Source organism: Streptomyces sp. NPDC059909 (assembly GCF_042730885.1).
In the GTDB taxonomy this organism is placed as follows: domain Bacteria; phylum Actinomycetota; class Actinomycetes; order Streptomycetales; family Streptomycetaceae; genus Streptomyces.
This window is the reverse complement of sequence record NZ_JBHWKX010000079.1, coordinates 1-23,670: the sequence shown is the minus strand read 5'-3', so window position 1 is coordinate 23,670 and position 23,670 is coordinate 1. Positions and strand designations below refer to the sequence as shown.

The 23,670-nt window shown below is 71.0% G+C and carries 16 protein-coding genes; 13 read left to right on the top strand and 3 right to left on the bottom strand.

The genetic code is table 11. The annotated features are described in order from the left end of the window. The first annotated feature begins 22 nt into the window (after window positions 1-22). Window positions 23-790, top strand: a complete 768-nt coding sequence (locus tag ACFV9O_RS33660) for an SDR family oxidoreductase (protein WP_385424831.1) — start codon at window positions 23-25, stop codon at window positions 788-790. Window positions 791-899: 109 nt separating this feature from the next. On the opposite strand, the gene ACFV9O_RS33655 is transcribed toward ACFV9O_RS33660, so the two are convergent. Continuing rightward, complete coding sequence (locus ACFV9O_RS33655) at window positions 900-4,205, bottom strand: BTAD domain-containing putative transcriptional regulator (RefSeq protein WP_385424829.1); 3,306 nt, start codon at window positions 4,203-4,205, stop codon at window positions 900-902. A gap of 220 nt (window positions 4,206-4,425) precedes the next feature. On the opposite strand from ACFV9O_RS33655, the gene ACFV9O_RS33650 reads away from it, so the two are divergent. The 5 genes from ACFV9O_RS33650 (at window position 4,426) to ACFV9O_RS33630 (ending at window position 10,405) form a co-directional block, all read left to right on the top strand. Next, a complete protein-coding gene (locus tag ACFV9O_RS33650; RefSeq protein ID WP_385424826.1) occupies window positions 4,426-5,190 on the top strand; it encodes an SDR family oxidoreductase in 765 nt (254 codons plus the stop codon). A 154-nt stretch (window positions 5,191-5,344) separates the two neighbouring features. After that, window positions 5,345-6,967, top strand: coding sequence for an MFS transporter (locus ACFV9O_RS33645; RefSeq protein ID WP_385424823.1), 1,623 nt, complete (start codon window positions 5,345-5,347; stop codon window positions 6,965-6,967). A 284-nt stretch (window positions 6,968-7,251) separates the two neighbouring features. Then, the gene (locus ACFV9O_RS33640) at window positions 7,252-8,679 is read left to right on the top strand and encodes a flavin monoamine oxidase family protein (protein ID WP_385424821.1); all 1,428 of its coding nucleotides are present in this window, start codon (window positions 7,252-7,254) and stop codon (window positions 8,677-8,679) included. 105 nt (window positions 8,680-8,784) lie between these two features. Further along, window positions 8,785-9,192, top strand: a complete 408-nt coding sequence (locus ACFV9O_RS33635; protein ID WP_385424818.1) for a YybH family protein — start codon at window positions 8,785-8,787, stop codon at window positions 9,190-9,192. 40 nt (window positions 9,193-9,232) lie between these two features. Continuing rightward, window positions 9,233-10,405 (top strand): acyl-CoA dehydrogenase family protein, encoded by a 1,173-nt coding sequence (locus ACFV9O_RS33630; protein ID WP_385424815.1) that lies wholly within the window; start codon window positions 9,233-9,235, stop codon window positions 10,403-10,405. Window positions 10,406-10,594: 189 nt separating this feature from the next. On the opposite strand, the gene ACFV9O_RS33625 is transcribed toward ACFV9O_RS33630, so the two are convergent. Then, window positions 10,595-11,140, bottom strand: coding sequence for a flavin reductase family protein (locus ACFV9O_RS33625; RefSeq protein ID WP_385424812.1), 546 nt, complete (start codon window positions 11,138-11,140; stop codon window positions 10,595-10,597). Window positions 11,141-11,347: 207 nt separating this feature from the next. On the opposite strand from ACFV9O_RS33625, the gene ACFV9O_RS33620 reads away from it, so the two are divergent. From ACFV9O_RS33620 to ACFV9O_RS33610, 3 genes are all read left to right on the top strand, one after another. Continuing rightward, on the top strand, window positions 11,348-12,880 hold the full coding sequence (locus tag ACFV9O_RS33620; RefSeq protein WP_385424810.1) for an aspartate aminotransferase family protein: 1,533 nt from the start codon (window positions 11,348-11,350) through the stop codon (window positions 12,878-12,880). A 227-nt stretch (window positions 12,881-13,107) separates the two neighbouring features. Beyond that, window positions 13,108-15,372 carry a BTAD domain-containing putative transcriptional regulator gene (locus ACFV9O_RS33615; protein ID WP_385424808.1) on the top strand — a complete coding sequence of 755 codons (2,265 nt, stop codon included), beginning with the start codon at window positions 13,108-13,110 and terminating at the stop codon, window positions 15,370-15,372. A 128-nt stretch (window positions 15,373-15,500) separates the two neighbouring features. Next, on the top strand, window positions 15,501-16,271 hold the full coding sequence (locus ACFV9O_RS33610) for an SDR family NAD(P)-dependent oxidoreductase (protein ID WP_385424805.1): 771 nt from the start codon (window positions 15,501-15,503) through the stop codon (window positions 16,269-16,271). Here ACFV9O_RS33610 and ACFV9O_RS33605 read toward each other — a convergent pair. After that, on the bottom strand, window positions 16,261-16,962 hold the full coding sequence (locus ACFV9O_RS33605) for a ScbR family autoregulator-binding transcription factor (protein WP_385424803.1): 702 nt from the start codon (window positions 16,960-16,962) through the stop codon (window positions 16,261-16,263). The two genes, ACFV9O_RS33610 and ACFV9O_RS33605, sit on opposite strands and share 11 nt — an antisense overlap. Before the next feature lie 108 nt (window positions 16,963-17,070). Here ACFV9O_RS33605 and ACFV9O_RS33600 point away from each other — a divergent pair, with 108 nt between their 5' ends. The 4 genes from ACFV9O_RS33600 (at window position 17,071) to ACFV9O_RS33585 (ending at window position 23,528) form a co-directional block, all read left to right on the top strand. Further along, complete coding sequence (locus tag ACFV9O_RS33600; protein WP_385424800.1) at window positions 17,071-18,015, top strand: ScbA/BarX family gamma-butyrolactone biosynthesis protein; 945 nt, start codon at window positions 17,071-17,073, stop codon at window positions 18,013-18,015. A gap of 380 nt (window positions 18,016-18,395) precedes the next feature. Next, entirely contained in the window at window positions 18,396-21,014 is a 2,619-nt protein-coding gene (locus ACFV9O_RS33595) for a YfhO family protein (RefSeq protein ID WP_385424798.1), read from the top strand. A 165-nt stretch (window positions 21,015-21,179) separates the two neighbouring features. Continuing rightward, window positions 21,180-22,145, top strand: coding sequence for a glycosyltransferase family 2 protein (locus ACFV9O_RS33590; RefSeq protein WP_385424795.1), 966 nt, complete (start codon window positions 21,180-21,182; stop codon window positions 22,143-22,145). Between the two features lie 3 nt (window positions 22,146-22,148). Beyond that, window positions 22,149-23,528, top strand: a complete 1,380-nt coding sequence (locus ACFV9O_RS33585; protein ID WP_385424792.1) for a polysialyltransferase family glycosyltransferase — start codon at window positions 22,149-22,151, stop codon at window positions 23,526-23,528. Window positions 23,529-23,670 lie beyond the last annotated feature (142 nt).

Below are 23,670 nucleotides of genomic sequence, written 5' to 3'. Positions count from 1 at the left end.
AGCGCATCCGACTAGGAGAGAAATGAGCAAGTACGCGGGCAAGAAGACCGTCATCACCGGGGGCACGCACGGCATGGGGCTGGGCGTCGCCAAGGCCCTCCTGGACGAGGGCGCCGAGGTCCTGGTCACCGGCCTCAACGAGAAGAACATCGAGGCGGCGCGCGCCGAACTGAAGGGCCGCGCCGCGCACGTCGTACGCTCCGACGCAGCCCGCGTCGACGACGTCAGGGCGCTGCGCGGAATCGTCGAGGAGAAGCTCGGCCGCATCGACTTCGTCCACGTCAACGTCGGCATTGCCGAACTCGTGCCCTTCGACCAGGTCACCGAGGAGGGCTACGACCGCATCTTCGACATCAACACCAAGGGCGCCTTCTTCACCGTGCAACAGCTCGCACCGCTCGTGAACGACGGCGGTGCGGTGCTCTTCACCACCTCGATCGCCGACGCCATGGGCTACCCGGGCATCACCGTCTACGGCGGCGCCAAGGCGGCCCTGCGCACCTTCGCCAAGGGCTTCGCCGCCGAGCTGATGCCGCGCGGCATCCGCGTCAACTCGCTGAGCCCGGGGCCGATCAAGACACCGTCCATGGGCTACCCGGCGATGCCCGACGAGGAGAAGGACGCCCACGAGAAGGAGATGAACGAGATCAGCCCGATGAAGCGGCACGGCACGATCGAGGAGATCGCCGCGGCCGCGCTGTTCCTCGCCTTCGACGCCACCTTCACCACGGGCGTCGAGCTGGTCGTCGACGGCGGTCTCGCCCAGGGCATCATCCCCGCCGCCGCCTGACGTCCCCTTCCTGGCGGTCTCCCGACGCCCGGTTCACTGCTTCCGCGACGACTCGGCCCGGTCGCGGAAGCGGTGAGCCTTCCTCCTGCGTACCGCCTGTGCGGCGCCGTCACCCGCAGGACGACGACAGCTCCACGCCCCAGCCCAGCTCCGCGCCCGCGCCGAACGCGGCCTCGAAGCCGTCGTCCCCGAGAGCCTCCCGCGCCGCCGCCGTCACCCGGTCCACATCGCCCCGCTCCGCCGCCGGCAGCGGAGCGCCCACCGACGAACGCGCCGCCGCCGCGGCCCCCAGCAGCCGCGCGGCCCGCTCGGGACGCCCCGCCAGCGCATGCGCCCCGGCGAGCCCCTCCAGGGCCAGCGCGATCGCCCGCGGATCGCCGGTGTCCCCCGCCGCGGCCAGCCCGTCCTCGTGCAGGGCCAGCGCCCCCTGCGCGTCCCCGCGCAGCTCCGCGACGAAGCCGAGCTCGGCCAGGATCAGCGCCGCGCCGTACTCCGCGTCGAACTGCCGGTTCCACTCCAGCCAGCCCCGCAGATACGCCTCCGCCTCGTCCAGCCGCCCCTGCCGTCGCGCGCCCAGGGCGAGCCCCACCTCCGCGAACTCCTCGGCCGGCTTGTCACCCTGCTCGACCGCCAGCCGCCGGCCCCGCTCATGGAACTCCTCCGCGCGGGCATGATCCCCCGTCAGCAGGGCGATCCTGCCGAGCTCGGACCAACGGACGGACGCCTCCGTCCACAGCCCGAGATCCTCCGCGACACGCAGACCGTCCCGGTGCCACCGGTCCGCGGCCACGTAGTCCCCGGCGATCTCCGCCAGCCTCCCGAGCACCGCCATCGCCTGCAACTGCCCCCATCTGTCGCCGACTTCACGGAACAGCGCCAGGCTCTCCTCGCCGTCCCGCCGGGACAGCGTCAGATCACCGCACACGTACCGCTGCATACCGCGCGTACTGAGGACGGCCGCGATGCCCCAGCGGTCGCCCAACGCCCGGAAATCGGCCAGCACCCGGTCCGTCAGGTCCTCGCCCACTGCCATGTCACCGAACTTGGTCATCGCGAAGCCGAGGAACCAGCCCGCCCTGGCCCGCTCGTGCGGGTCGCCGACGTCCTCGTACAGCTTCCGTACGGCGGCGCCCTCCCAGGCGGGGTCGGCCTCGTCCCCGGACAGCATGCTCATCCCGGCCCGCCACGCCACGACCGGCTCCACGCAAGCGCCGGGCGCGCCCGCGCCGGGCCGGTCGGGCGACGCGTCGGGAGGAGTGTCGGGCAATGCATCGGGCGGGGCGTCGGGCACGGCCAGCGCCATGGCCAGCGAGCGCTTCGCCTCGGTGAGACGCCCCCGCAGGAACCAGTACCAGCTCATGGCCCGCACCAGCCGCCGCGCCAGCGGCGCGTCACCGTCGGCGGCGGCGCCGTCCAGCGCGCTGCGGATGTTCGCCGTCTCGACGTCCAGCCGCCGCAGCCACCGCTGCTGGTCCGCGCCGCGCAGGAAGGCGTCGGCGCCCTCCGCGAACGCGACGTAGTAGCGGTCATGAGCGCGCCGCACCTGCTCGTGATCGCTCGCCCGCAACCGCTCCAGGCAGTACGCCGCTACCGACTCCAGCAGCCGGTAGCGGGGACCGTCGGCGTCGTGCGCGACCAGGACCAGCGAGCGGTCCACGAGCCGGGCCAGCAGGTCCACCACCTCTGACGGTTTCACCCCGTCCCCGGCACACAGTGTCTCCGCGGCCTCCAGCGTGCAGCCGTCGGAGTGGACGGCCAGCCGGCGCAGCACGATCTGCTCGGCAGCCGTGAGCAGTTCCCAGCTCCAGTCGATCATCGCCCGCAGCGTCTGCTGCCGCGCCGGAGCGCCCCGGTGCCCGCCGGTCAGCAGCCGGAACCGGTCGTCGAGACGCTCGGCGAGCTCCCGCACGCCCAGCACCCGCACCCGGGTGGAGGCCAGCTCCAGGGCGAGCGGAATCCCGTCCAGACGCCGGCAGATCGACGCCACCGCAGCAGCGTTCTCGTCGGTGATCGCGAAGCCGGGCGACGCGGCCGCCGCCCTCGCCTCGAACAGCTGGACGGCGCTCGACCGCCGCAGTACCGACGGCGCGGCCTCGGCCCCCGGCAGATCCAGCGGCGGCACCGACCACAGCCGCTCACCGGCGATGTCCAGCGGCTCCTGGCTGGTGGCCAGGATCCGTACGCCCGGGGCACCCCGCAGCAGCGCCGCCGCCAGCCGTGAGGCCGGCTCGACGACGTGCTCGCAGTTGTCCAGGACCAGCAGCAACTGCTTTCCGCGCAGGGCGCCGACCAGGCGGTCGATGAGCGTGTGGGGCCGCCCGGCCGGCAGCGGTCCGGGGCTCGTGTCGTCCCGTATTCCCAGGGTGGCGGCGACCACCTCGGCCAGTGCGTCCACCGAATCGGCTGGACCGGGCTCGCCGGGGTGCGCCTGCGTGGCCAGCTCCACCAGCCAGGCCCCGTCCGCGAAGGTGCCGGCCAGCCGGGTCGCGATCTCCACGGCGAGCCGTGTCTTGCCGACCCCGCCCGGGCCGGTCAGGGTCACGAGCCTGCCGGACTCCAGCATGCCGCGCACCTCGGACACCGACTCCGACCGCCCGATCAGATCGGTCACCGGAGTGGGCAGGTTCGTACGGGGACGGGGCGGCGTCGTGGCGTCCGCGGGCGTCGCGGCCCGCAGCGCCGGATCCTGCCGCAGGATCTCCCCGTGCAGCGCCACCAGTTCGGGGCCCGGCTCCAGCCCCAGCTCCTCGTCCAGACTGCGGCGCAGCTCGTGATAGCTGTCCAGGGCCTCGCTGGGGCGCCCCGCGCCGTACAGCGCGCGCACATGGGCGGCCCGCAGCCGCTCCCGCAGCGGATGCCGGTCGGTGTGGTCGCCCAGCTCCCCGGCGAGCAGGCCGTGTTCGCCCAGCTCCAGGCGGGCTTCGGCCTGCTCCTCCAGGGCCAGCAGGCGCTGCTCCTCCAGCCGGGCGACCGCCGCGCGGACGAACGGCTCGTCCGCGAAGTCGGCGAACGCGGGCCCCCGCCACAGGGACAACGCCTCGGTCAGCAGGGAGGCCCGCTCCCGCGCACCCTCCGTCGTACGGGCCCGGCGGGTCAGCGCGGCGAAGCGGCCCGAGTCCACGGCGTCGTCCGCCACGCGCAGCAGATACCCCGGCGGGCGGTGGACCACCAGATCCCGGCCCCCGGCCCGCGTCAGGGCGCGCCGCAGCCGCGACACCCGGGTCTGCAGCGCTCCTGCAGGGTTGGCCGGCGGAGCGTCGCCCCAGAGGTCCTCGACGAGCCGGTCCGACGGGACCACCCGTCCCGGGTCCACCAGCAGGGCGGCGAGCAGAGCCCGCACCTTGGACTCCGGTACGACGACAAGCTCGCCGTCCACCGTCCAGACGGCCAACGGACCCAGCACCCCGAAACGCATGCCAGCCACCGTAATGCGACCCGGTCATCGCCCGGTGTGTCCGCGCACGGGCGGCGCACCGACGGCCCACGGGCGTCGCAACGGCGGCGCCCCGGGAGCGTCCGACGGTGGACCGACAGCGGACCGAAAGCCGGCCTCAAGGGCCCGCCCGCAGTGTTGCTCCCGCCGGAGGACCCCGGCGCCACAGATGGCAGGACCACGTGTGAACAGGGAGACAACCATGAGCAGGTTCGCGGGCAAGAAGGCCGTCGTCACCGGGGGGACGCACGGAATGGGCCTGGCGATCGTCAAGGCACTGCTCGAGGGAGGAGCCGAGGTCGTCTTCACGGGCCGTAACGAGAAGAAGATCGAAGAGGCGCGGACCGAGGTGAAGTCCGACAAGGCGCACGTCGTGCGCTCCGACGCCGCCAGCATGGCCGACATCAAGGCCCTCGCCGACGTCGCGCAGGAGAAGCTGGGACGTGTCGACTGGCTCTTCGTGAACCACGGCATCGCCGAGGTGCAGAACCTCGAGGAGGTGACGGAGGAGTCCTGGGACCGGCACTTCAACGTCAACACCAAGGGTGCCTTCTTCACGGTGCAGAGCCTGTCGCCCCTCATCAACGAGGGCGGCTCGATCGTCTTCACCACGGTCGCCAACGACCTCATCTACCCCGGCATCAGCGCCTACTCCGCGTCGAAGGACGCGGTGCGCGCGTTCGCCCACGTCCTCGCGGCCGAGTTCCTGCCCCGCAGGATCCGGGTGAACTCGCTGGCCCCCGGCTTCATCAAGACCCCGACCATGGGCGTCGCCGGACTGACGGACGAGGAGCGCCGCGAGTTCGAGAAGCAGGGTGACGAGACCACTCCGCTGCGGCGCAACGGCACGGTCGAGGAGGTCGCCGCGGCCGCGCTGTTCCTCGCCGCCGATGCCACCTTCACCACCAACGTCGAGTTCCCCGTCGACGGCGGTTTCGCGCAGGGCCTGCTCAGCGCCGCCCACTGATCACCGCACCACCGGTCGCAGGCCGATCACTCCCCGACGGCCCGTGACACCCGCCGGGCCCCGCGCGAGCGGGGTCCGGCGGCTCCTCGGCCCCCTCGGACACCCTTCAACACCCCTTGAACACCTTGGACACAAGGACGGAAAGGCCATTGCCATGTCTACGCATGCTGTCCCACCCACTGCGCGCGCCGGACGGAAGGAATGGGCAGGGCTCGCGATGCTGGCGCTGCCCAGCATCCTGCTCTCCCTCGACGTGACCCTGCTGCACCTCGCCGTGCCCCACCTGGGAGCGGCGCTCGAGCCGAGCAGCACCCAGATGCTGTGGATCATCGACATCTACGCGTTCATGATCGCCGGATTCCTGGTCACCGCGGGCAGCCTCGGCGACCGTATCGGCCGCCGCAAGCTGCTGCTGGGCGGCGCCACGGCCTTCGGGATCGCCTCGGTGCTGGCCGCCTACGCCAACAGCCCGGAGATGCTGATCGCCGCCCGCGCCCTGCTCGGCATCGCGGGCGCGACCCTGATGCCGTCCACCCTCGCCCTGATCACCAGCATGTTCCAGGACGCCAAGGAGCGCGGCACCGCCATCGGCCTCTGGGCGGCCAGCTTCTCCGTCGGCATCGCGCTCGGCCCGGTGGTCGGCGGCGCCATGCTGCAGGTCTTCTGGTGGGGCTCGGTCTTCCTCGTCGCCGTACCCGTCATGGTGCTGCTGCTGATCACCGGACCGGTCCTGCTCCCCGAGCACAAGGACGCGAACGCCGGCCGCATCGACATCGTCAGCGTCCTGCTGTCCCTGGCCGCGATCCTGCCCGTCGTGTACGGCGTCAAGGAGATCGCCAAGTACGGCGTGGAGCCCGCGTCGGTGATCGCGGTCGTCGTCGGCCTCGTCTTCGGTGTCGTCTTCGCCCGCCGCCAGCTGCGGCTCGACGACCCGATGCTGGACCTGAGCCTCTTCCGCAGCCGCGCGTTCAGCGTCGCCCTGGGCGTCATGCTCTTCGCCGCCGTCGCCATGGGGGGCATCTACCTGTTCGTCACCCAGTACCTGCAGATGGTCGCCGGGCTCTCCCCGCTGCACGCCGGCCTGTGGCTGCTCCCCGCCGCCGGTCTGCTCATCGGCTCGTCGATGCTCGCCCCCGTCCTGGCCCGCCGCCTCCGCCCCGGCACGGTCACCGGCATCGGCCTGATCCTCTCGGCCGTCGGCTACGTGATCCTCACCCAGGCCGACCCGGCGAACAACGGACTGGCGTACGTCCTGGTCGGTTTCAGCTTCGTCTACACCGGCATCGCGCCCATCATGGCGATGAGCGTGTCCCTCATCGTCGGCTCCGCACCCGAGGAGAAGGCGGGCGCCGCCTCCGCCCTCCAGCAGACCAGCAGCGACTTCGGTCTGGCCGTGGGCATCGCCGCCCTCGGCAGCCTCGGCACCACCGTCTACCGCAACGGCGTCACCGGCGAACTCCCGGCCGACACCCCGGCCTCCGTCGCCGACGCCGCCCGCGACACCCTCGCCAAGGCGCTCGAAGCCACCCAGGACCTGCCGGGCCCGCTGGCCGACCGGATCATCACCCCCGCCCGTGAGGCCTTCGCATCCGGGCTGAACACCATCGCCGTCATCAACGCGGTGCTCGTCACCGCCCTCGCGGTCCTCGCGGTCACCATGCTGCGCCACGTGCCGCCGACCGGCTCAGCCACGCCCGACGCGTTGCCCGCCGACGAGCCCCTCGCCGCTGCGGACGAGCCGGTGCGGCTGGAACAGCCCGCGGCCGCCGAGCGGTAGGAGCCGTTCGCGCATCACCGACCCCGATCCCGTCCCGATTCCGATCCCGGTGCCGACCGGCCGTAAAGGCCCAGGCAGGCACCGGGATCGGGCGTTCTGCGCAGCGGAATTCCAGGGCTGCGGGCGAACCCCTTTTCCCGTACAAGGACGGAGACAAACCCTCCAATTACCTTTTGGCGACCGGGCGTTCCTCGCCCCGCTGTAGGTTTCCGTAGGCCGAAAACAAACCACTCAGCCGCTTTTGCTGTCGCGGCTGCCCGCAACCTACGGAAACAGGTGGCTTCATGAGTTCTCGCACCTCCTCGGAGCGGAATACGGCTCCTCGCACCCTCGGTCGCCGGTCGCTCCTCAAGGCGACCGCCGCGACCGCCGCGGCCTCGGCGATCGGCGTCGCCACCGCGGGCACCAGCCGGGCCGCCGACGACGTGACGACCGACGTCGTCGTGGTCGGCGCCGGATACGCGGGCGGCACCGCGGCACGCGAACTCAGCGCCAAGGGCCTCAACGTCGTGGTCCTGGAGGCGCGCAACCGCATCGGCGGCCGCATCTGGACCGACACCCTCGCCGGCCAGCAGATCGACCTCGGCGGCAGCTGGGTCAGCCCCGACCACACGCTCGTCGCCCAGGAGTTCCGGCGCTACGGCATCACCACCGTCCCGGAGCTGGCCAACACCAGCTCCGTCATGCCCGCCGCGAACGGCTTCCAGACCCTCACGCCCGCCGAGGCCAACGCCCGCATGGACGAGCTGCTGACGAAGTTCTTCGCCGGCTCGGAGCAGTACTTCCCGCGCCCCCACGACCCGCTGTTCCGCAAGGACCTGCTCCAGAGCGTGGACCCGCTGTCCTTCGCCGACCGCATCGCCCAGCTCGGCCTCGACGACCTCGACAAGAAGTGGCTCGCCGGATACACCGCGGCGTACGTCGGTGGCGACAACACCCGGGGAGCGCTCACCGCGCTGGCCCAGTGGTGGGCGCTCGGCAACTGGAGCCTCGAGGGCTGGCACAACCAGATGGGCTTCAAGCCCACCGTCGGCATGACCGCGCTGCTCCAGAAGATGCTGGCCGGCTCGACCGCCAAGGTGAGCCTCGGCACGCCCGTCACGGCGATCACCGAGCAGTACAACCGGGTGCGGGTGAAGGCCGCGAGCGGGCAGGTGTTCAACGCCTCCGCGGTCGTCGTCGCGGTGCCCGTCAACGTGTGGAAGACCATCACCTTCAACCCGGGCCTGCCGTCCGTGCACGCGACGGCGACCCAGGAGGGTGTGGGAGTCCCGCTCGGCACCAAGCTCTGGATCCAGCTGAGCGGCCAGGTCGACGCGGTCTACGGCCAGGGCACGGAGACCTCGCCGCTGCCGATGCTGATGCCGGAGCGTCAACTGTCCGGCGGCGGGCGGCTGATGATCGGCTTCGCCGGCCCCTCGCTCGACGTGGCCGACAAGACAGCCGTCCAGAACGCCGTGCGGCAGTACATACCCGGCGCCACCGTCGTGGCGTACAAGTACCAGGAGTGGGCCAAGGACCCGTGGTCCCGCGGAGGCTGGGGTCTGCGCCGCCCGGGCCAGCTCCTGAAGCAGCTCCCCGCGATCCAGCAGCCGCACGGCCGCATGGTCTTCGCCGGAGCGGACATCGCGAGCGGCTGGAACGGATCGTTTATCGAGGGTGCGATCGAATCCGGTTTCCGGGCTGCGGAGCAGGCGGCCGCGCTGGCGTAGTGAGCCGGTGATGACCGAATGATGGACCGATCTCGATAGCGTCCTTTCACATTCCGGTCCCCGTTCTCCAAGAAGATCTTCCAAGAAGTTGGGAGCAGGCTCACCATGTCCGTGGATACCGATCTCTACAACCTGGAACTCACCGGCGACAGTGACATCCAGAATGCGGTCTTCCTGCGCGCCTTCAATTCGGGCGACGGCGCCGCATTCGACCGGCTCTACCGCGACGACGCGATATCCAATCTCTCGGGCAAGCCGCTGAGCGGCCCCGAGCGCACCAAGGCCATCAAGGAACTCCTGGCCACAGGGCCGTCCCTGGACTCCACCGTCAAGTACTCGTACACCGCCGGCGACACCATCCTCGTCGTCGTGGACTTCAACCTCGAAATCACCAATGACGAGGGTGAGCGGCAGAAGATCCACGGGACCTGCACCGACGTCCTGACCCGGGAGCCGAACGGCAAATGGATGATGGCCATCGACCGTCCCGTGGCCGACGAACTGCCCGTGTGACACGGACCGGACCACATCCGATCTGGAGGAAAAGGAATTCATGACTGACATCGAGGTCGGGTCCGTACTGGAAGCAGTGCGGGACATCGTGCCGACCCTCCGCGAGAACGGGCAGCGGGCCGAGGAGAACCGCTGGATCCCGGAAGAGAACATCGACCTGATGGACAAGGCCGGTGTCTTCCGGACGGCCATGCCCCGTCGGTTCGGCGGGCTCGACTTCTCGGTGGAGGACCAGTGCAGGGTCCTGAGCGAGATCGGCCGCGGCTGCGGGTCCACCGCGTGGCTCGCGATGGTCTGGGTCTCCTCCGTCGGGCTGGCCACGCTCTACCCCGACAAGGCACAGGAGGAGATCTTCGGGTCCGGGCCCGTCCGGATCTCCGGCGGCTTCACGCCGAGCGGTACGCTCACGCCGACCGAGGGCGGTTACGTCCTCGACGGCACCTGGCGGTTCAACTCCGGCTGTCGCGCCGCCGACTGGAACATCACCGCGGCGCTCTGCGAGCGGCCCGACGGCTCCCACGGGGAGCTGATCGCGATCCTGCCGATGTCGGAGTTCTCCATCGCGGACGACTGGAACACCTCGTCGGCGGCCGCCACCGGCTCGTCGACGACGACGGCCAAGGGCGTGTTCGTCCCGGAGCACCGGGTCATCGGGTACGGCGACGCCATCTTCAACACCACACCCGGTCGTGACGCCGAGGTGACGCCGGGCCGCAGGTACCGGCTGTTCTCCTACATCATGGCGGTGTGCGCGGCCGCGTACCTGGGTGTCGCGCGCGGGGCCTACGAGCTCTTCCTGGAGCGCGTCCCGGGCCGCGGCATCACGTACACCAACTGGAACGACCAGGCCCAGCACCCCCTCACGCAGATCCAGGTGGCGACCGCGGCCAACAAGCTGTCCGCCGCCGAAGGCCTGCAGAGCCAGATCCTGGCGCTCCTCCAGGAGCGTGCCGACGCAGACGCGGAGCCGGCGGACGCCGAGAAGGCCGACGTCCGCGGCAAGGCGGCGTTCGCCATCCAGCTGGCCAAGGAGGCGGTGGAGATCCTCTACAACGCCGGCGGAGCCTCGGTGATCCAGCGCAGCGTCCCGCTGCAGCGCTTCCACCGTGACGCCCAGGGGCTCGCGCTCCACGGCATGCTGCTGCTCAGCACCAACCTGGAGGTCCAAGGGCGCGTGCTCCTCGGCCTCGACCCGGAGACCCCGTTCCTCTGATCGGACAACCGGCCGGACGACCGTACGCCGGGCCCTCCGGTGGGCCGATACGGCTGCGTGCTCCTGCTCTCCCGCCGAGCAGGAGCACGTTCCGTCTGCGGGCGCGTGCCCGCCCGGACAACGGCCACGGCACGGCGCCCGGCCGGGGAGACCCGGCCGGGCGCCGTGTCCGTACGACGCGGGGGCGCCCTACTCGGGGGCGGGCGCGACCTGCCGGTAGGCGCCGCCGAAGAACAGCAGCCCATGGCGGTCGTCGGAGCGGCCGGCGTCCAGCACCCTGCCGATGAAGATGGAGTGGTCGCCCACCTCGTGCGAGTCCGTGAGCTCGCACTCGAGCCAGCCGAGCGAGCCCGACAGCACGGGCGCCCCGGAGCGGGCACCGGGCTGCCAGCCGACACCGTCGAACTGGGCCGGACCGAGCGTGCGGTTCTTGTCGGCGAAGTGCCGGGACAGGTCCTGCTGGTCGGCCCCGAGGATCGACACGGCGAAACGGCCCGAGGCGGTGATGGCGCTGTGCATCACCGCGCTGTGCGCCACACAGCACAGCACCGCCGGCGGATCGAGGGACACGGAGCTGAAGGCATTGGCGGTCATTCCATGAATGTGATCGCCGCCGACAGTGATCACGACGACACCGGTGGCGAATTGGGACATCACATCCCGCAGCAGGCGGGGCTCCACGGACGGCGCGACCGACACTGTTCCGGTATCGAGGTCAGCGGATACAGAATTCATGTCACCTCTTCTGAAATCGGAACCATCTCAATTGCCGTCAGTCTTCACGACGTGTCTTTCCGGAGGGGCATTCAACGGTAACCGCGGGCTCACCGGACGGACCCGGGCCGGACAGTGGTTCCGGCGTGACCGGGCGCAGAGAAAAGCGGGACGGCGCTCCGTTACGGTTCCCGAGCGCCAGGAACACCGAGCCCACGAGGGGATGTCATGAATTCGGGACCCGTACAACTGGAGTTGGCCGAGCCGTATTTGCTCTCGGTGCTGTCGTCGGCCGGACTCGATATCGAGTACATACGCGCCGAGGGAAATACGCTGTATTCGCTGGACGCGGACGGCAGGGAGTTCTCGGTCCTGGACCTGGCCGGCGGCTACGGTTCGCTGCTGCTCGGCCACAACAATCCGGAGATCACCGCACACGCGGCATCGCTCCTGGCCGCCCGGACACCGGTCCTCACGCAGTTCTCCCGGCACTCCCCGGCGAACCGGCTCGCCGCGGAGCTGAACCGGATCATCCACCGCGAACTCGGCACCGACGAGCCGTATTACGCGATCCTCGCCAACACCGGGGCGGAGGCCGTCGAGGCGGCCGTGAAGCACGCCGAGATGGACCGTGTCATGCGGCTGGGGGCGATCCGCGAGGAGATCGCGGCACACGTCGAGCAGGCGCGCGCCGCGGTGAACGACGGGAGCGCGGTCGTCGCCGACGACGTGAACAGCGGGGACTTCGAGGAGCTGGTCGCCGCGATCACCCGCGCGAACGCCGAGCAGCTGTCCCGGCCGCCGGTCTTCCTGGCGCCCGAGGGATCGTTCCACGGAAAGCTCGTCGGCAGCGTGCAGCTGACCCACAACGAGGGGTACCGGGCGCCGTTCAGGGCGCTGGCCGCACAGGCCCGGTTCGTCCCGCTCGACCAGCCCGGGACCGTGCGGAAGATCGTCGACGAGGAGCGCGGAACGCTGCTCGACCTCGTGGTCGAGGAGGGTGTCGTACGGACCGTCGAACGGCCCGCTCCCGTCTTCTGCGCCTTCGTCCTGGAGCCCATCCAGGGCGAAGGCGGTATCAGGGAGGTCTCCCGCGCGTTCGCGGAGGAGATCCAGCGGGTCTGTGCGGAGATCGACTGTCCGGTGATCGTCGACGAGATCCAGAGCGGGATGGGCCGCACCGGCTCCTTCCTCGCCGGGTCGCAGATCGGGCTGCGCGGTGACTACTACGTCCTGGCCAAGAGCCTGGGCGGCGGGCTGGCCAAGGCGTCGGTGATGCTCGTCCGAGAGGCCCGCTACCGCCGCGAGTTCGAGATGGTCCACAGCTCGACCTTCGCCAAGGACGGCTTCTCGACCCTCATCGCGCTCAAGGTGCTGGAGCTGCTGGAGGCGGACGGCGGGAGGCTCTACCGGCAGGCGGCGGAGACCGGCGGAAAACTGCTGGCCGCGCTGGAGTCGGTGCGGGCCGACTTCCCCGACGTGGTGAAGGACGTACGGGGGAGGGGTCTGATCGCCGGTCTGGAGTTCCGGGACCAGGGGGACGCCGCGAGCGAGGCCCTGCGGGAGCCGGCGCGGGCCGGACTGTTCGGCTACGTCCTGGCCGGCTGGCTGCTCCAGGACCACCGGATCCGGACCTTCCCCACGGCCAGCGCGGTGAACACGCTGCGCTTCGAGCCATCGGTCCAGCTGACGGATGCCGAGATCGACCAGCTGGCCGGCGCCCTGCGGGAGGTGTGTGCGCGGATTCGTCAGCAGGCCTGACGGGGCGTTCAGAGCGTTCATACTCTCGAAACAAACCGTACGGTTCAGTTTCGACTGGACAGTCTTCCCAGTTCAGGGGCATATTGTCCTCGATGTGTGCACTTCAGGCCCATCAGGTGGAGACTTTGACAAAACATCTGGTCGGTTTGTAATGTGCGAAGGGACTGAATGACTCGCGGGAGCTGGGGGGAGCTATGCGTTTCAGGGTGTTGGGTCCGCTGGAGGCTGTGGTCGACGACCGTCCGATCGAGCTGGGCGGTGCCAAGCAGCGTGCGGCACTGGGATTCCTGTTGCTGCACGCCAATCAGGTCGTGCCGACGAGCCGGCTGCTCAGGGCGTTGTGGAGCGTCGGAGACGCCCCCGCGACCTCGCGGAAGATCCTGCAGAACGCGGTCTGGGGCCTGCGCCGGGCGCTGTCCGCCGACGGCCACTCCGACACCGCGGCGGTGCTGCTGACGCAGGCCCCCGGCTATCTGGTGCGCGTCGACCCCGAGCGGGTCGACCTGCATCTCTACCAGCAGTGGGTGAAGGAGGGACGGGCCGCTCTCTCGGCCGGGGACTCGGAGGCGGCCGCCTCGCTCCTCCGGGACGCCCTCGGCCTGTGGCGCGGTCCCGTCCTGGCGGACCTGGCGGAGACGGGCATCCACTGGCCCGAGCTGACGGCCCTCCAGAATGCCCGGCTGGACGTCCAGGAGGACTACTTCGAGGCGGAGCTGGCGTGCGGCCGCCATCTGGCCGTCCTCGGAGCGCTCGAATCGATGGTCGAGAGCGAGCCGTTGCGAGAGCGTTCGTGCGGACAGCTCATGCGCGCGCTGTACCGCTGCGGACGGCAGGCGGACGCCCTGGGTGTCTACGGCAGGGTCCGCGCCGCCCTCGTCGAGGGCCTCGGTCTGGAACCGAGCCGTGAGCTGCGGCAGTTGCAGCAGGCCATCCTCACGCACGACCCGTCGCTGCAGCTGCCTGAGCCGCCCGCGGCGACCGGGACCGCATCCGGCCGCGACCGGGGCACGGGCGGTGCCCGGACGCGAGGCGTCGAGAAGGCGGACCAGCCCGACAGGGCGGACGGGGCCTCCGGGTTGGGCCGGGCCTCCGGATCGGGCGGGGCGGACCGTGCGGATCAGGTGGACAAGGGGGACACGGCGGACGGGTCCGGCGCACCGGCACAGTCGACGGTGCCCACCCCGGGCCCGGCCCCGGTGGCCGAGCGCCGGAACGTCAGCGTGGTCCTCGTACGCGCCCAGCTGGGCCCCGAGTACCACGCGGCCCCCGCGGAGCGGGTCGACAAGGTCCTCGAATGCGTGGCCACCCTGATCCGGGAGAACATCGAGCGGTCGGGCGGAGTCGTCGCGGCCTCGATGGGTTCCGTGTCGCTCGGGCTGTTCGAGGTCTGCCACGACCATCAGGACGGCGCCGAGCGGGCGGTACGGGCAGCCGCCGCCATACACGGTTCGCTGCGGCTCGAGGCGGACTCCGGGTCCGGGCGCGGCGACTCCTCCTCGCACCGAGTGGAGGGTGGGCTGCTCGTCCGTACCACGGTGGCGACCGGCGAGGCGCTCGTACGCCGGTCCGAGGACGGCACGGCCCCGCCGTCGGTCAACGGGGCGCTGCTGGACGTGTGCCAGTCGCTGCTGGCGCTCGCGACTCCGGGCGAGATCCAGGTCTGTGACGAGACGCACCGGGCGACCGGATCGGCGATCGCCTACGAGCGGGTGAGCGGCTCGCCGTCCCGGTGGCGGATGAGGGCGTCCGCCGCGACCGGTGAGACCGCAGGCGGCGTTCCTCCCTCGCTGGTCAGGGAACACGAGAGCGAACTGGACCTGATGCGCGGGATCCTGGAGCGCACCCGACGGCGGGCGATGCCGCACCTGATCACGGTGCTGGCGGACTCCGACCGGTGCCGGACGCGTGTGCTCACGGAGTTCCAGCGCCGGGCCATGGGCAGGAGCCCCGAGGCCGGGCAGTTCCTCTTCTGGAGCGCACCGCCCCGGCTGCGGCGGAGCCCGTTGGCCCTGCACGCCGAGATCCTCTCCTCGTACTGCGGAATGCTGGAGGGGGACACCGCCGAGACCGTCAGGGACAAGCTCGGCGAGGCCGTCGAGCGGGCGGCGGCGGACGGCGAGTCGGCACAGTGGCTGCGGACCAGGCTGATCCCCCTGGTCGACCCGGACGACTTCCCCCGCCACCGCATCGCCGAGTGGGAGACCCTGGAGGCATGGCGGCAGTTCCTGAAAAGAGCCTGCGCGGACGCGCCGCTCGTCGTGGTCGTCAACGATGTGCACCAGGCCGACGACACCCTGCTGGACCTGCTGGAGCCGCTGGCCGAGTCCACCGGCTCGCTTCCCCTGCTCGTCATCGCGGGGGCCCGGCCGGGACTGCTCCAGCGGCGCCCCGCCTGGGCCGGCGGCAAGCGCCACGCCGCCACCATCACCCTGAACGCCGGCGTCCCGGACTCGGGCGTGAACCAGCTCCTGGAGTCGCTGCTCGCCGGCTAGGGCCGGTCCCGTCCGTCCTCTCCTGTCCGGTTCGAGACGAGATCGAAGTGGCCGGTATCACGAATTGTCCGACGGGTTTTCATGCGCTCGTAGCACGACGGGCGTTGGATCGATGACAGACTGAACGCATGATCGAGACAGGCGAATTACTGCGCGGCAAAGTCATTCTGATCACGGGGGCGAGCAGCGGCATCGGAGCCGCTGCTGCGCACGTCTTCGCCCGCGAGGGGGCCGCGGTCGTACTCGCGGCGCGCCGGGAGGAGAAGCTCTCGGCCGTCGTCGCGGAGCTGAGGGACAAGGGGGCGGACGCGTCGTACGTGGTGGCCGACCTGACCAGTGCGGAGGATGTGCGCCGGGCGGTCGGGGTCACGGTGGAACGCCACGGAAGGATCGACGGAGCCTTCAACAACGCGGGGATCGGCGGCGACCAACTGCCGCTGCACGAGATGGCCGACGAGATCTACGACACCATCATCGACACCAACGTCCGCGGGCTGTGGAACTGCCTGCGGGCCGAGATCGCCGCGATGCTCAAGAGCGGCGGCGGCGCGATCGTGAACAACAGCAGCGTCGGCGGTCTGGTCGCCATTCCGGCCGCCGCCCCCTACGTGGCGTCCAAGCACGCGGTCGTCGGCTTCACCAAGGCCGCGGCCGAGGAGTACGCACGCCGGGGGATCCGGGTCAACGCCGTGGCCCCGGGCGCCACGCGCAGCGAGATCACCGCCGACTGGTTCGGGCGCAACCCGGGGCTGGAGGAGGCGATCCACGAGGTGACGCCCCAGGGCCGTACCGCGGATCCCGAGGAGATCGCCGAGGCCGTCGCCTGGCTGCTCAGCGACCGGGCCTCGTACGTCACCGGCGTCGTCATGCCGGTCGACGGCGGATACGTCAACCACTGATGCCGGTGCCGGTGCCGGCACCCGTGCTCGGCTCCGCGTCCATCTCCTCCTTGCGCCGGTCCTCCGTCAGGTTGGTGAAGAGCCGGGTGGCGCGGTCGGCCGTGACGTCCAGCCTGGCGAGGACCGTGGGCACGGCGATGCTGGGCAGCAGCATCTGGAACGTGGTGGCGATCTCGCGCGGCAGGTCGTACTCCTCCGGCAGTCCTTCGGTCACCACGCGGACGCCGGTCCAGGCACAGACCATGATGCGGGCGACCTCGGTCTCGTCGATGTGCTGGTGCGTCTCGCCCCGCTCCCGGGCCTCCCTCAGCAGGCCCGCGAGGAGTTCGGTCCAGTCCGGCCAGCGGGTGCCGAAGAGCCGGCGGGACTCCAGGTCCACCGCCAAGCGCAGGGCGGCGCTGAGCATGGGCTCCCGGGGCAGGCGGTACGCGATGAGCAGCATCACGTCCACCAGTTCCTGGAGCTTGATGCTCTGCGGACGGACGCCTTCGGTGGTCACCGCCTCGTCGAGGACGCCGCGCGCCAGGTCCTCCTTGGACGGGAAGTGGAAGTAGAGGGCGCCCTTGGTGACTTCGGCCCGCTCCAGCACGTCGGAGATGGTCGCCGCCTCGTAGCCGCGCTCGCCGAAGACGGCCGCCGCGGCTTCGAGGATCACCCTGCGGGTCCGGATAGCTCTCTCCTGGCGCGCCACGCTGTTCTCCCTCTGTTAAAGATAGGTGCCTTGAAAAAGACCGGCGGTCCGGTATCTTAGACATGTTGGCCTTAGCGAAGCCAACCACAGACCAAGCCAGGGGGGATCATGTCCGACGTCTTTCTTTCCGGGGGCAGCGAGAACGCGGATATACCGGGCGCGTTATCGGCGTCGTCGGCGGTCTCGGGGTTATCGACGGGGGAGCGCGCGGTCGCCGTACCGAAGGAGTACGTGCACCTGCACAGGGAGGAGGCCGTCCTCCTGACCGGGTGGGCCTCGCTCGGCAGCGATACCTACGCGGTCACCGCCCGATGGCCCGGGGCGCCGGACGGCGCGCACTACGACCCGATGCTCATCACCCAGACCATCAGGCAGAGTTGTCTGGTCGTCGCCCACGCCGAGCGGGGCGTCCCGATGGCCTCCCAGACGCTCATGGAGCGGATGGACTTCTCCGTGGCCGAGGGCTATCGGGTTCCTCGAAAAACACCGGCCGACCTGTTTGTAAAACTGATCTGCAAGTCCACCGGCCAGCGGTCGATGCGGATCGAGCTCACCGCTGTCCACGACGACCACACGGTCCTCGAGGCCGTCGTCGACTTCAGCTGGATATCTCCCGCCGTCTACCGCCGCCTGCGGGGCGAGCACCTGACCGTCGCCTGGGGCGAGGCACCCGTCCCCGCGCCGGTGCCGGCCTCCACCGTGGGACGCGCCGAAGCCTCCGCCGTGGTCCTCGCACCGGCCGACCGGCCCGGCCGCTGGCAGTTGCGGATGGACGTCACCCACACCGGTCTGTACGACCACCCCGTCGACCACGTCCCGGGACTGGCCCTGATCGAGGCCGCGTACCAGGCTGCCCACGCGGCCACGGGATTCGAGGGAGCCCTGCCGGTCTGCACGGCAAGCAGCTTCGAGCGCTACGTCGAGTTCGACGCCGCATGCTGGATCGACGCGGAGGTCGTACGGGAGGCCGCCGAGGGCGTCACGCGCGTGGAGGTCAGGGGCGTGCAGAACGACAGGACCGCGTTCAGGACGACATTGATCTATCTGGGGTGACGCACGGCTCTGCCTGGCGTGACGTGCCGCTTCGCCTTGGATCACGCACCGCTCCGGCAGGGAGGGCGCACTGTTCCGACAGGGACGACGCACTGCTCCGACAGGGAGGACGCGCCGCGAGCCCGCCCCGCCCTGCCCGCAACGGGCCGGGCGAGGCGGCTCGTTGCCCATGTGCGCCACCGGTCGGCACCGGGCCTTCACCTCCGGTCCGTCCAGGGTTCGACTGGCGATCGGATGCGGGTCGCCCGGCTCGGCGGTAATGGCCGACGGCCCGTGCGACGACCACGCCACCGGGCTCCCGCGCATCCGCGCGCCGCGCACCACACCCCGGAGGACGTGTGCCACCTGCTGCCGAGGCCGTGCCCGCCCAGAGCGAGCGTGTGAGTCCCACAGGCGAGCGACCCGAGACGACGGGCGCGGCCACGGGCGAGCAGCCCGGCGGCCCCGGCGTCCCGGGCCGTCCCGGCGGTGTGCGGAGGCTGATGCTGCGGTCCCGGCACAGTGTGCGGCTGCGGGCGTCGGCCGGTGCGGCCCTGCTGACGTGCGTCGTCTTCTGCCTCGGCGGACTGCTGGCCGGCAGCCATCCGTTCGGGCCGACGACCCGCAACATCGTCGACCTCGGCCAGCAGTACCTGCCGTACCACGCGTACTGGCGGAAGCTGCTGCTCGGCGGGGCCGACGGCGACATGTTCCTGAACTGGTCCTCGGGTTTCGGGTCCAACTTCCTCGGTGACTTCGGCACCTATCTGAGCAGCCCGTTCGACCTGATGGTCGTGCTCTTCCCGGCGGACCGGATCGAACTCGCCCTCTACGTCATCACCGTCGCCAAGATCACCGCGGCCGGTGCCGCGATGTCGGTCCTGCTGCTGAAGCTGCGCCGCGGCCCGTGGCCGGTGGCCGCCGTGCTGGGGACCGCGTACGCGCTGTCCGGCTGGACCTTCAACTACGGTGCCACCGTCCCGATGTGGCTGGACGGCCTGCTGGCGTTCCCGCTGCTGTGCCTGGTCGGCGAGTGGGCGCGGGCCGGCCGCCGCCCGGTGCTCGGGCCGCTCGTCGTGGCACTCGCCTGGATCGCGAACTTCTACACCGCGTACATGGCGACCATCGGCGCTGCCGTCGTGCTGGTGGTCCGGCTGCTCACGGCCGACGGCAGCGGCCGTCGGCGCCTCGCCGGCCTGCTGCGTGCCGCCCGTGGCGTGGCCGTGGGCATCGGCCTCGCCGCACCGCTCGTCGTGGTCGTCTACATGGGCACCCGCGTCGCGGATCCGACACCCGAGGTGACCTTCTCGCCCGCTGCCTGGACGGATGTGGTCGCCCGACTGCTGCCGGGCACGTCGAGCGTGGCGACGCCCGCCCTCCACATCGGCACCGCGGCGCTCGCGCTGGCCCTGACCCTGCCCTTCAACCGGGATCTGGCTCCCCGGGTCCGCATCGGCTGGACGGCGGCGATCTGCCTCGTGGCGCTGTCCCTGCAATGGGAGCCCACGCATCTCCTCTGGCACGCCGGTGCGTCGCCCAACGGCATCCCCTACCGCCAGACCTTCGTGCTCTGCGGGCTGCTCCTGATCGCGGCCTGGATGTCCACCGCCCGCGGGCTGCCCCGGACGCCCGCGCTGCTGGGCGCCGGCGCGCTGCTCGCCGGCACGGCCGTCGCGGCCCGCGGGACCCCGGACATCGACCGGTGGACCTACCCCGCCTTCGGCGCCGCAACCGTGCTCGCCGTACTGGCCGCCGCGGTCGTCCTGCTCTCCAGGCGGTACGGCGCCGGCGCCCGGCTCCTGCTCGTCCTGGCCGTCGCCCTCCTCGCCGTCGCCCAGGCCGGCGAGACCGCGGCCTCGGGGGCTCGTGTCGAGCAGCGGCAGCTGGCGCGGGTCTCCTGGGCCCCGCGGCTGGGCCCCTGGCACGAGGACATGGCCCAGGCGACCGAGCAGAAGGACGACTGGCCGCGGCACCGCACGGATCCCGGCGAGGTGCCGGGCGGCAACGACGTCCTGCTGGTCGGTGGTCAGGGCGCCGACTACTACAGCAGCCTGACCGCGGAGGTCTACACCGGCACGTTGTCCTCCCTCGGCTTCGGCTACTACGCCAAGGGGCGGCACCCGGTCAGCCTGGACAACCCGGTGACCGACGCGATCTTCTCCATCGGCACCCGTATGCACTCGTCGCCCACAGCGCCGGTGCGGCCGGACACGCTCCCCGAAGCCACGATCACCTCCACCGACATGGCCGTGCCGCCACTGGTCACCGTCCGCCCGGACGTGTCGCTCCCCGCCCCGGGGGTCCGCTTCGGTGACTCCGCCTTCGCCAACCAGGAGTTGCTGCTCGGCGCCACGGTGTACGACGTGCCGGAGGACCTGAAGCGCACGAGCGGGACCAAGGACACGATCACGCTGACGGCCGCGTGCCCTGCCGGCTCGCAGGTCCACTTCTGGGCGCCCGAGTACCAGGGCACCGCCGCCCTGAACGGACAGCGGCCCGTCCCGTTCTCCGGAAAGCTGCCGGCCGTGCGGGGCGCCATGCAGGCCCTCGGCACGGTCCCGGCGTCCGGTGCGCTACGGATCGACCTGCACCCCTCCGCCAAGGTCGTCCTGCCGCGGCAGCCGGTCGGCTGTCTGGTCAGGGACCGGCTGGACTCGGCCGTACGGCAGCTGACGGCGACCGGCGCCACCACTGTCCACGCCTCCGGCCACACCATCTCCGCCGAGCTCCCGGCCGGCAGCACCGGAACCGCCGTCATCGCCGCGCCGCGGATCTCCGGCTGGACGTGCGCCGCGGGCGACGCGGACCCCGTGCCCGCCGAGCAGTACCTGGGCCTGCTGGCCGTCCCGCTCGACGGCAGGGCGACCTCGATCAGCTGCACGTTCCGGCCGCCGGGGCTGCGGCTGGGCGGCGCGGTCGGCGCCGCCGCTCTGCTCTCCCTGGTGGCCATCGGCTTCTGGCACCGGCGCTCGCGCAGGCCCTCGGAGGCGGAGGCGGGAGCGGGGGCGGCCGGGGAATGAGGGCCCGGGAGGCCCGGGAGTGAGAAAGCCGCCGCCCCGGAAGCCGACCGCGGTTTCTTCGGAGGACGAAAAGAATTCACCTGGAATGCAAATCCGGCTCGTCCTGCCGGATACCAGGGTGCTTAGTGTGCAGACAAGACCGGCGTTCGAGTGTTGGGAATCTGTGTGCCGAAACTGTCCGTCATAGTCCCGCTCCACAATGTCGGGATCTATGCTCCCGACACCATGCGCAGCCTCGCGCGCAATGCGGACCCGGACTTCGAGTTCCTGCTGATCGACGACTGCTCGACGGACGCCACACCGGACGTGCTCGACCGCTGGCAGAACCGGATTCCCAACGCCAGGGTGATCCGTCACGAGACGAACCGGGGTGTGGCCCAGGCGCGCAACACCGGCCTGGACGCGGCGACCGGGGACTACATCACGTTCCTGGACGGCGACGACTGGTACGCCCCCGGCCATCTGCGCGCCATGGTGGAGGGCATCGAAAGGCTCGGCTGCGACTTCGCCCGAACCGACCATGTGCTCTCGACCGGCACGCAGCGCAGCATCCGCTACGCGCCCGCCAAACTGCGCGACACGGTGATGGACCCCCGGGACGGAATCGCCCCCGCCACCATGGTGACGATGGTGGACTACCCCTTCGTCCCGTTCGGCATCTACAGCGGTCGCCTATTCGCCGGCGGCGAGTCGCGGTTCGAGACGAAACTGCGCACCGCGGAAGACCGCCTGTGGATCTGGCGGGTGCACCTGAAGGCCACGTCGTACGCCGCTCTCTCGCTGCACGGGGCCTTCTACCGGCGCGGTGTCACCACGTCTCTCACGCAGATCAGCGACAACCGCCAGCTGGACTTCATCCCGTCCTACGACATCCTGCTCGAGGAAGTCGCCCAGGACGCCGAGGCCGACCGCTTCCTGCCGAAGGCCGTACGGACCTACTGCGCCATGATCGCTTTCCACATGGCCAAGGCGGACCAGTACGAGCCGGCCGTGGCCAAACGGCTCAGGCACGCCGTCGCCGAGGCGCTCGGGCGCATGCCCCAGCAGGTGCTGGACCGGACCCTGGCCACGATGGACACCAAACGCAGCACGATGCTCCAGAGTCTGCGCGACACGAGAAGGGCCGCCTGACCCATGGACACGCACCCGCTGGACGCACATCGGCCGGCCACACATCTGCTGGACACACAGCGGCGCACGCAGATCTTCGAGGTGTCCACGCTCTACGGAGCGGCCACCCTTGCGGCCGCGCTCGACACCGGGCAGTTCGGCCCCCGGGCGGAGGCCCGTCGGATCCTGCTGGTCTCGAACAACGCCGAGATTCCGGAAACGGCACTGCGGCTCGACGCGATGACCGGCTACGACCGTATCGCCGCCCGCTTCGACGAGGTGATCGACTGGAACGAGGCCATCCGTCCCAACCACCCGGGCTCCTGGGGGCCCCGCACCGACGAGGCCCCGCTGTGGCAGCGGGCGTTCCGGACGGCCTGGGGACTGAGCAGCGCGCCGGTCGAGCTGATCGTCGAGTCGATCCAGGTCAACCCCGCCCAGGCGCTCGCGGCCATCTTCGCCGAGAGCCCCGTCCAGGTGTACGCGGACGGCCTCATGAGCTACGGCGCGACCCGCGACGAACTGCCGCAGCAGATCGCGTGCCGCATCCAGCGGCTCCTCCACCTCGACCTGGTCCCGGGCCTGCGTCCGCTGCTCCTGTCCGAGTTCGGCGTCGAGCCGGAGCTCGTACCGGACGACGCCTTCCGCAAGGTGCTGGCCGAGATCGCCGAGGCGGCCGCCGGGGACCAGCAGGTGACCCAGGCGATCGAGGCCGCCCCCACCGCCCTGCTGCTGGGCCAGTACATGGCCGCGCTGGGCATCGTCACGGCCGAGGAGGAAGAGGACCTTCACGTCCGTATGCTGCGCGGTGCCGCGGCGGCCGGGCACCGGTCGGTGATCTTCAAGCCGCACCCGACCGCGCCCGCCCGCTACTCCCTCGCCCTCAACGAGGCGGCCGCGGAGACCGGCGTGAAGCTGACCGTCCTGGACGGTCCGCTGCTCGCCGAGACCTTCTACGAGCGCTGCCGCCCGCAGCTCGTCGTCGGCTGTTTCTCCACCGCGATGCTCACCGCCGCCGTGTACTACGACATCCCCGTCGCGCGGGTGGGCACCGAGATGGTCCTGGAGCGGCTCACGCCGTACGAGAACAGCAACCGGATGCCGCTGGTCATCGTCGACCACCTGGTGCCGGACCTGGAGCAGGGGCAGACCCCGGCCGTGCCCGGCGCCGGGCCGGACACGCTGGAGCCGCTGGTCCGAGCGGTGGGCTACTGCATGCAGCCGAACCTCCACCGGGGTCTGAGGGACGAGGTCGTCGGTCTCCTGCACGACCGCCGTGGCGACGACAGCACGGGCCGCTACGTCCCGCCCGCCCGGCTGACCGAACTCGACCTCCCCGGCGCCGCCCCCCCGGGCCCAGCGGCCCGGCTACGCCGGACCCTGGTACGGGGCAGGCGGGGCTGACCTTCTCACCCGTACGACGACTACGACGACTACGACGCGGGCCCCGGGCGGTTTCCGGGCGGCGGAAGACACCTTTTTTCTTTTTTTTCCCCCCCCTCTTCCCCCCCCCCACAACCCCCAACCCCACCCCCCCCGAGGGTGG

What these genes read in the sequence shown, in the direction of transcription:
- ACFV9O_RS33585 (WP_385424792.1), top strand. Translation starts at nt 22,149, where the DNA reads ATGGACACGCACCCGCTGGACGCACATCGGCCGGCCACACATCTGCTG.
- ACFV9O_RS33640 (WP_385424821.1), top strand. Translation starts at nt 7,252, where the DNA reads ATGAGTTCTCGCACCTCCTCGGAGCGGAATACGGCTCCTCGCACCCTC.
- ACFV9O_RS33655 (WP_385424829.1), bottom strand. Translation starts at nt 4,205, where the DNA reads ATGCGTTTCGGGGTGCTGGGTCCGTTGGCCGTCTGGACGGTGGACGGC.
- ACFV9O_RS33610 (WP_385424805.1), top strand. Translation starts at nt 15,501, where the DNA reads ATGATCGAGACAGGCGAATTACTGCGCGGCAAAGTCATTCTGATCACG.
- ACFV9O_RS33660 (WP_385424831.1), top strand. Translation starts at nt 23, where the DNA reads ATGAGCAAGTACGCGGGCAAGAAGACCGTCATCACCGGGGGCACGCAC.
- ACFV9O_RS33600 (WP_385424800.1), top strand. Translation starts at nt 17,071, where the DNA reads ATGTCCGACGTCTTTCTTTCCGGGGGCAGCGAGAACGCGGATATACCG.
- ACFV9O_RS33645 (WP_385424823.1), top strand. Translation starts at nt 5,345, where the DNA reads ATGTCTACGCATGCTGTCCCACCCACTGCGCGCGCCGGACGGAAGGAA.
- ACFV9O_RS33630 (WP_385424815.1), top strand. Translation starts at nt 9,233, where the DNA reads ATGACTGACATCGAGGTCGGGTCCGTACTGGAAGCAGTGCGGGACATC.
- ACFV9O_RS33635 (WP_385424818.1), top strand. Translation starts at nt 8,785, where the DNA reads ATGTCCGTGGATACCGATCTCTACAACCTGGAACTCACCGGCGACAGT.
- ACFV9O_RS33650 (WP_385424826.1), top strand. Translation starts at nt 4,426, where the DNA reads ATGAGCAGGTTCGCGGGCAAGAAGGCCGTCGTCACCGGGGGGACGCAC.
- ACFV9O_RS33625 (WP_385424812.1), bottom strand. Translation starts at nt 11,140, where the DNA reads ATGAATTCTGTATCCGCTGACCTCGATACCGGAACAGTGTCGGTCGCG.
- ACFV9O_RS33620 (WP_385424810.1), top strand. Translation starts at nt 11,348, where the DNA reads ATGAATTCGGGACCCGTACAACTGGAGTTGGCCGAGCCGTATTTGCTC.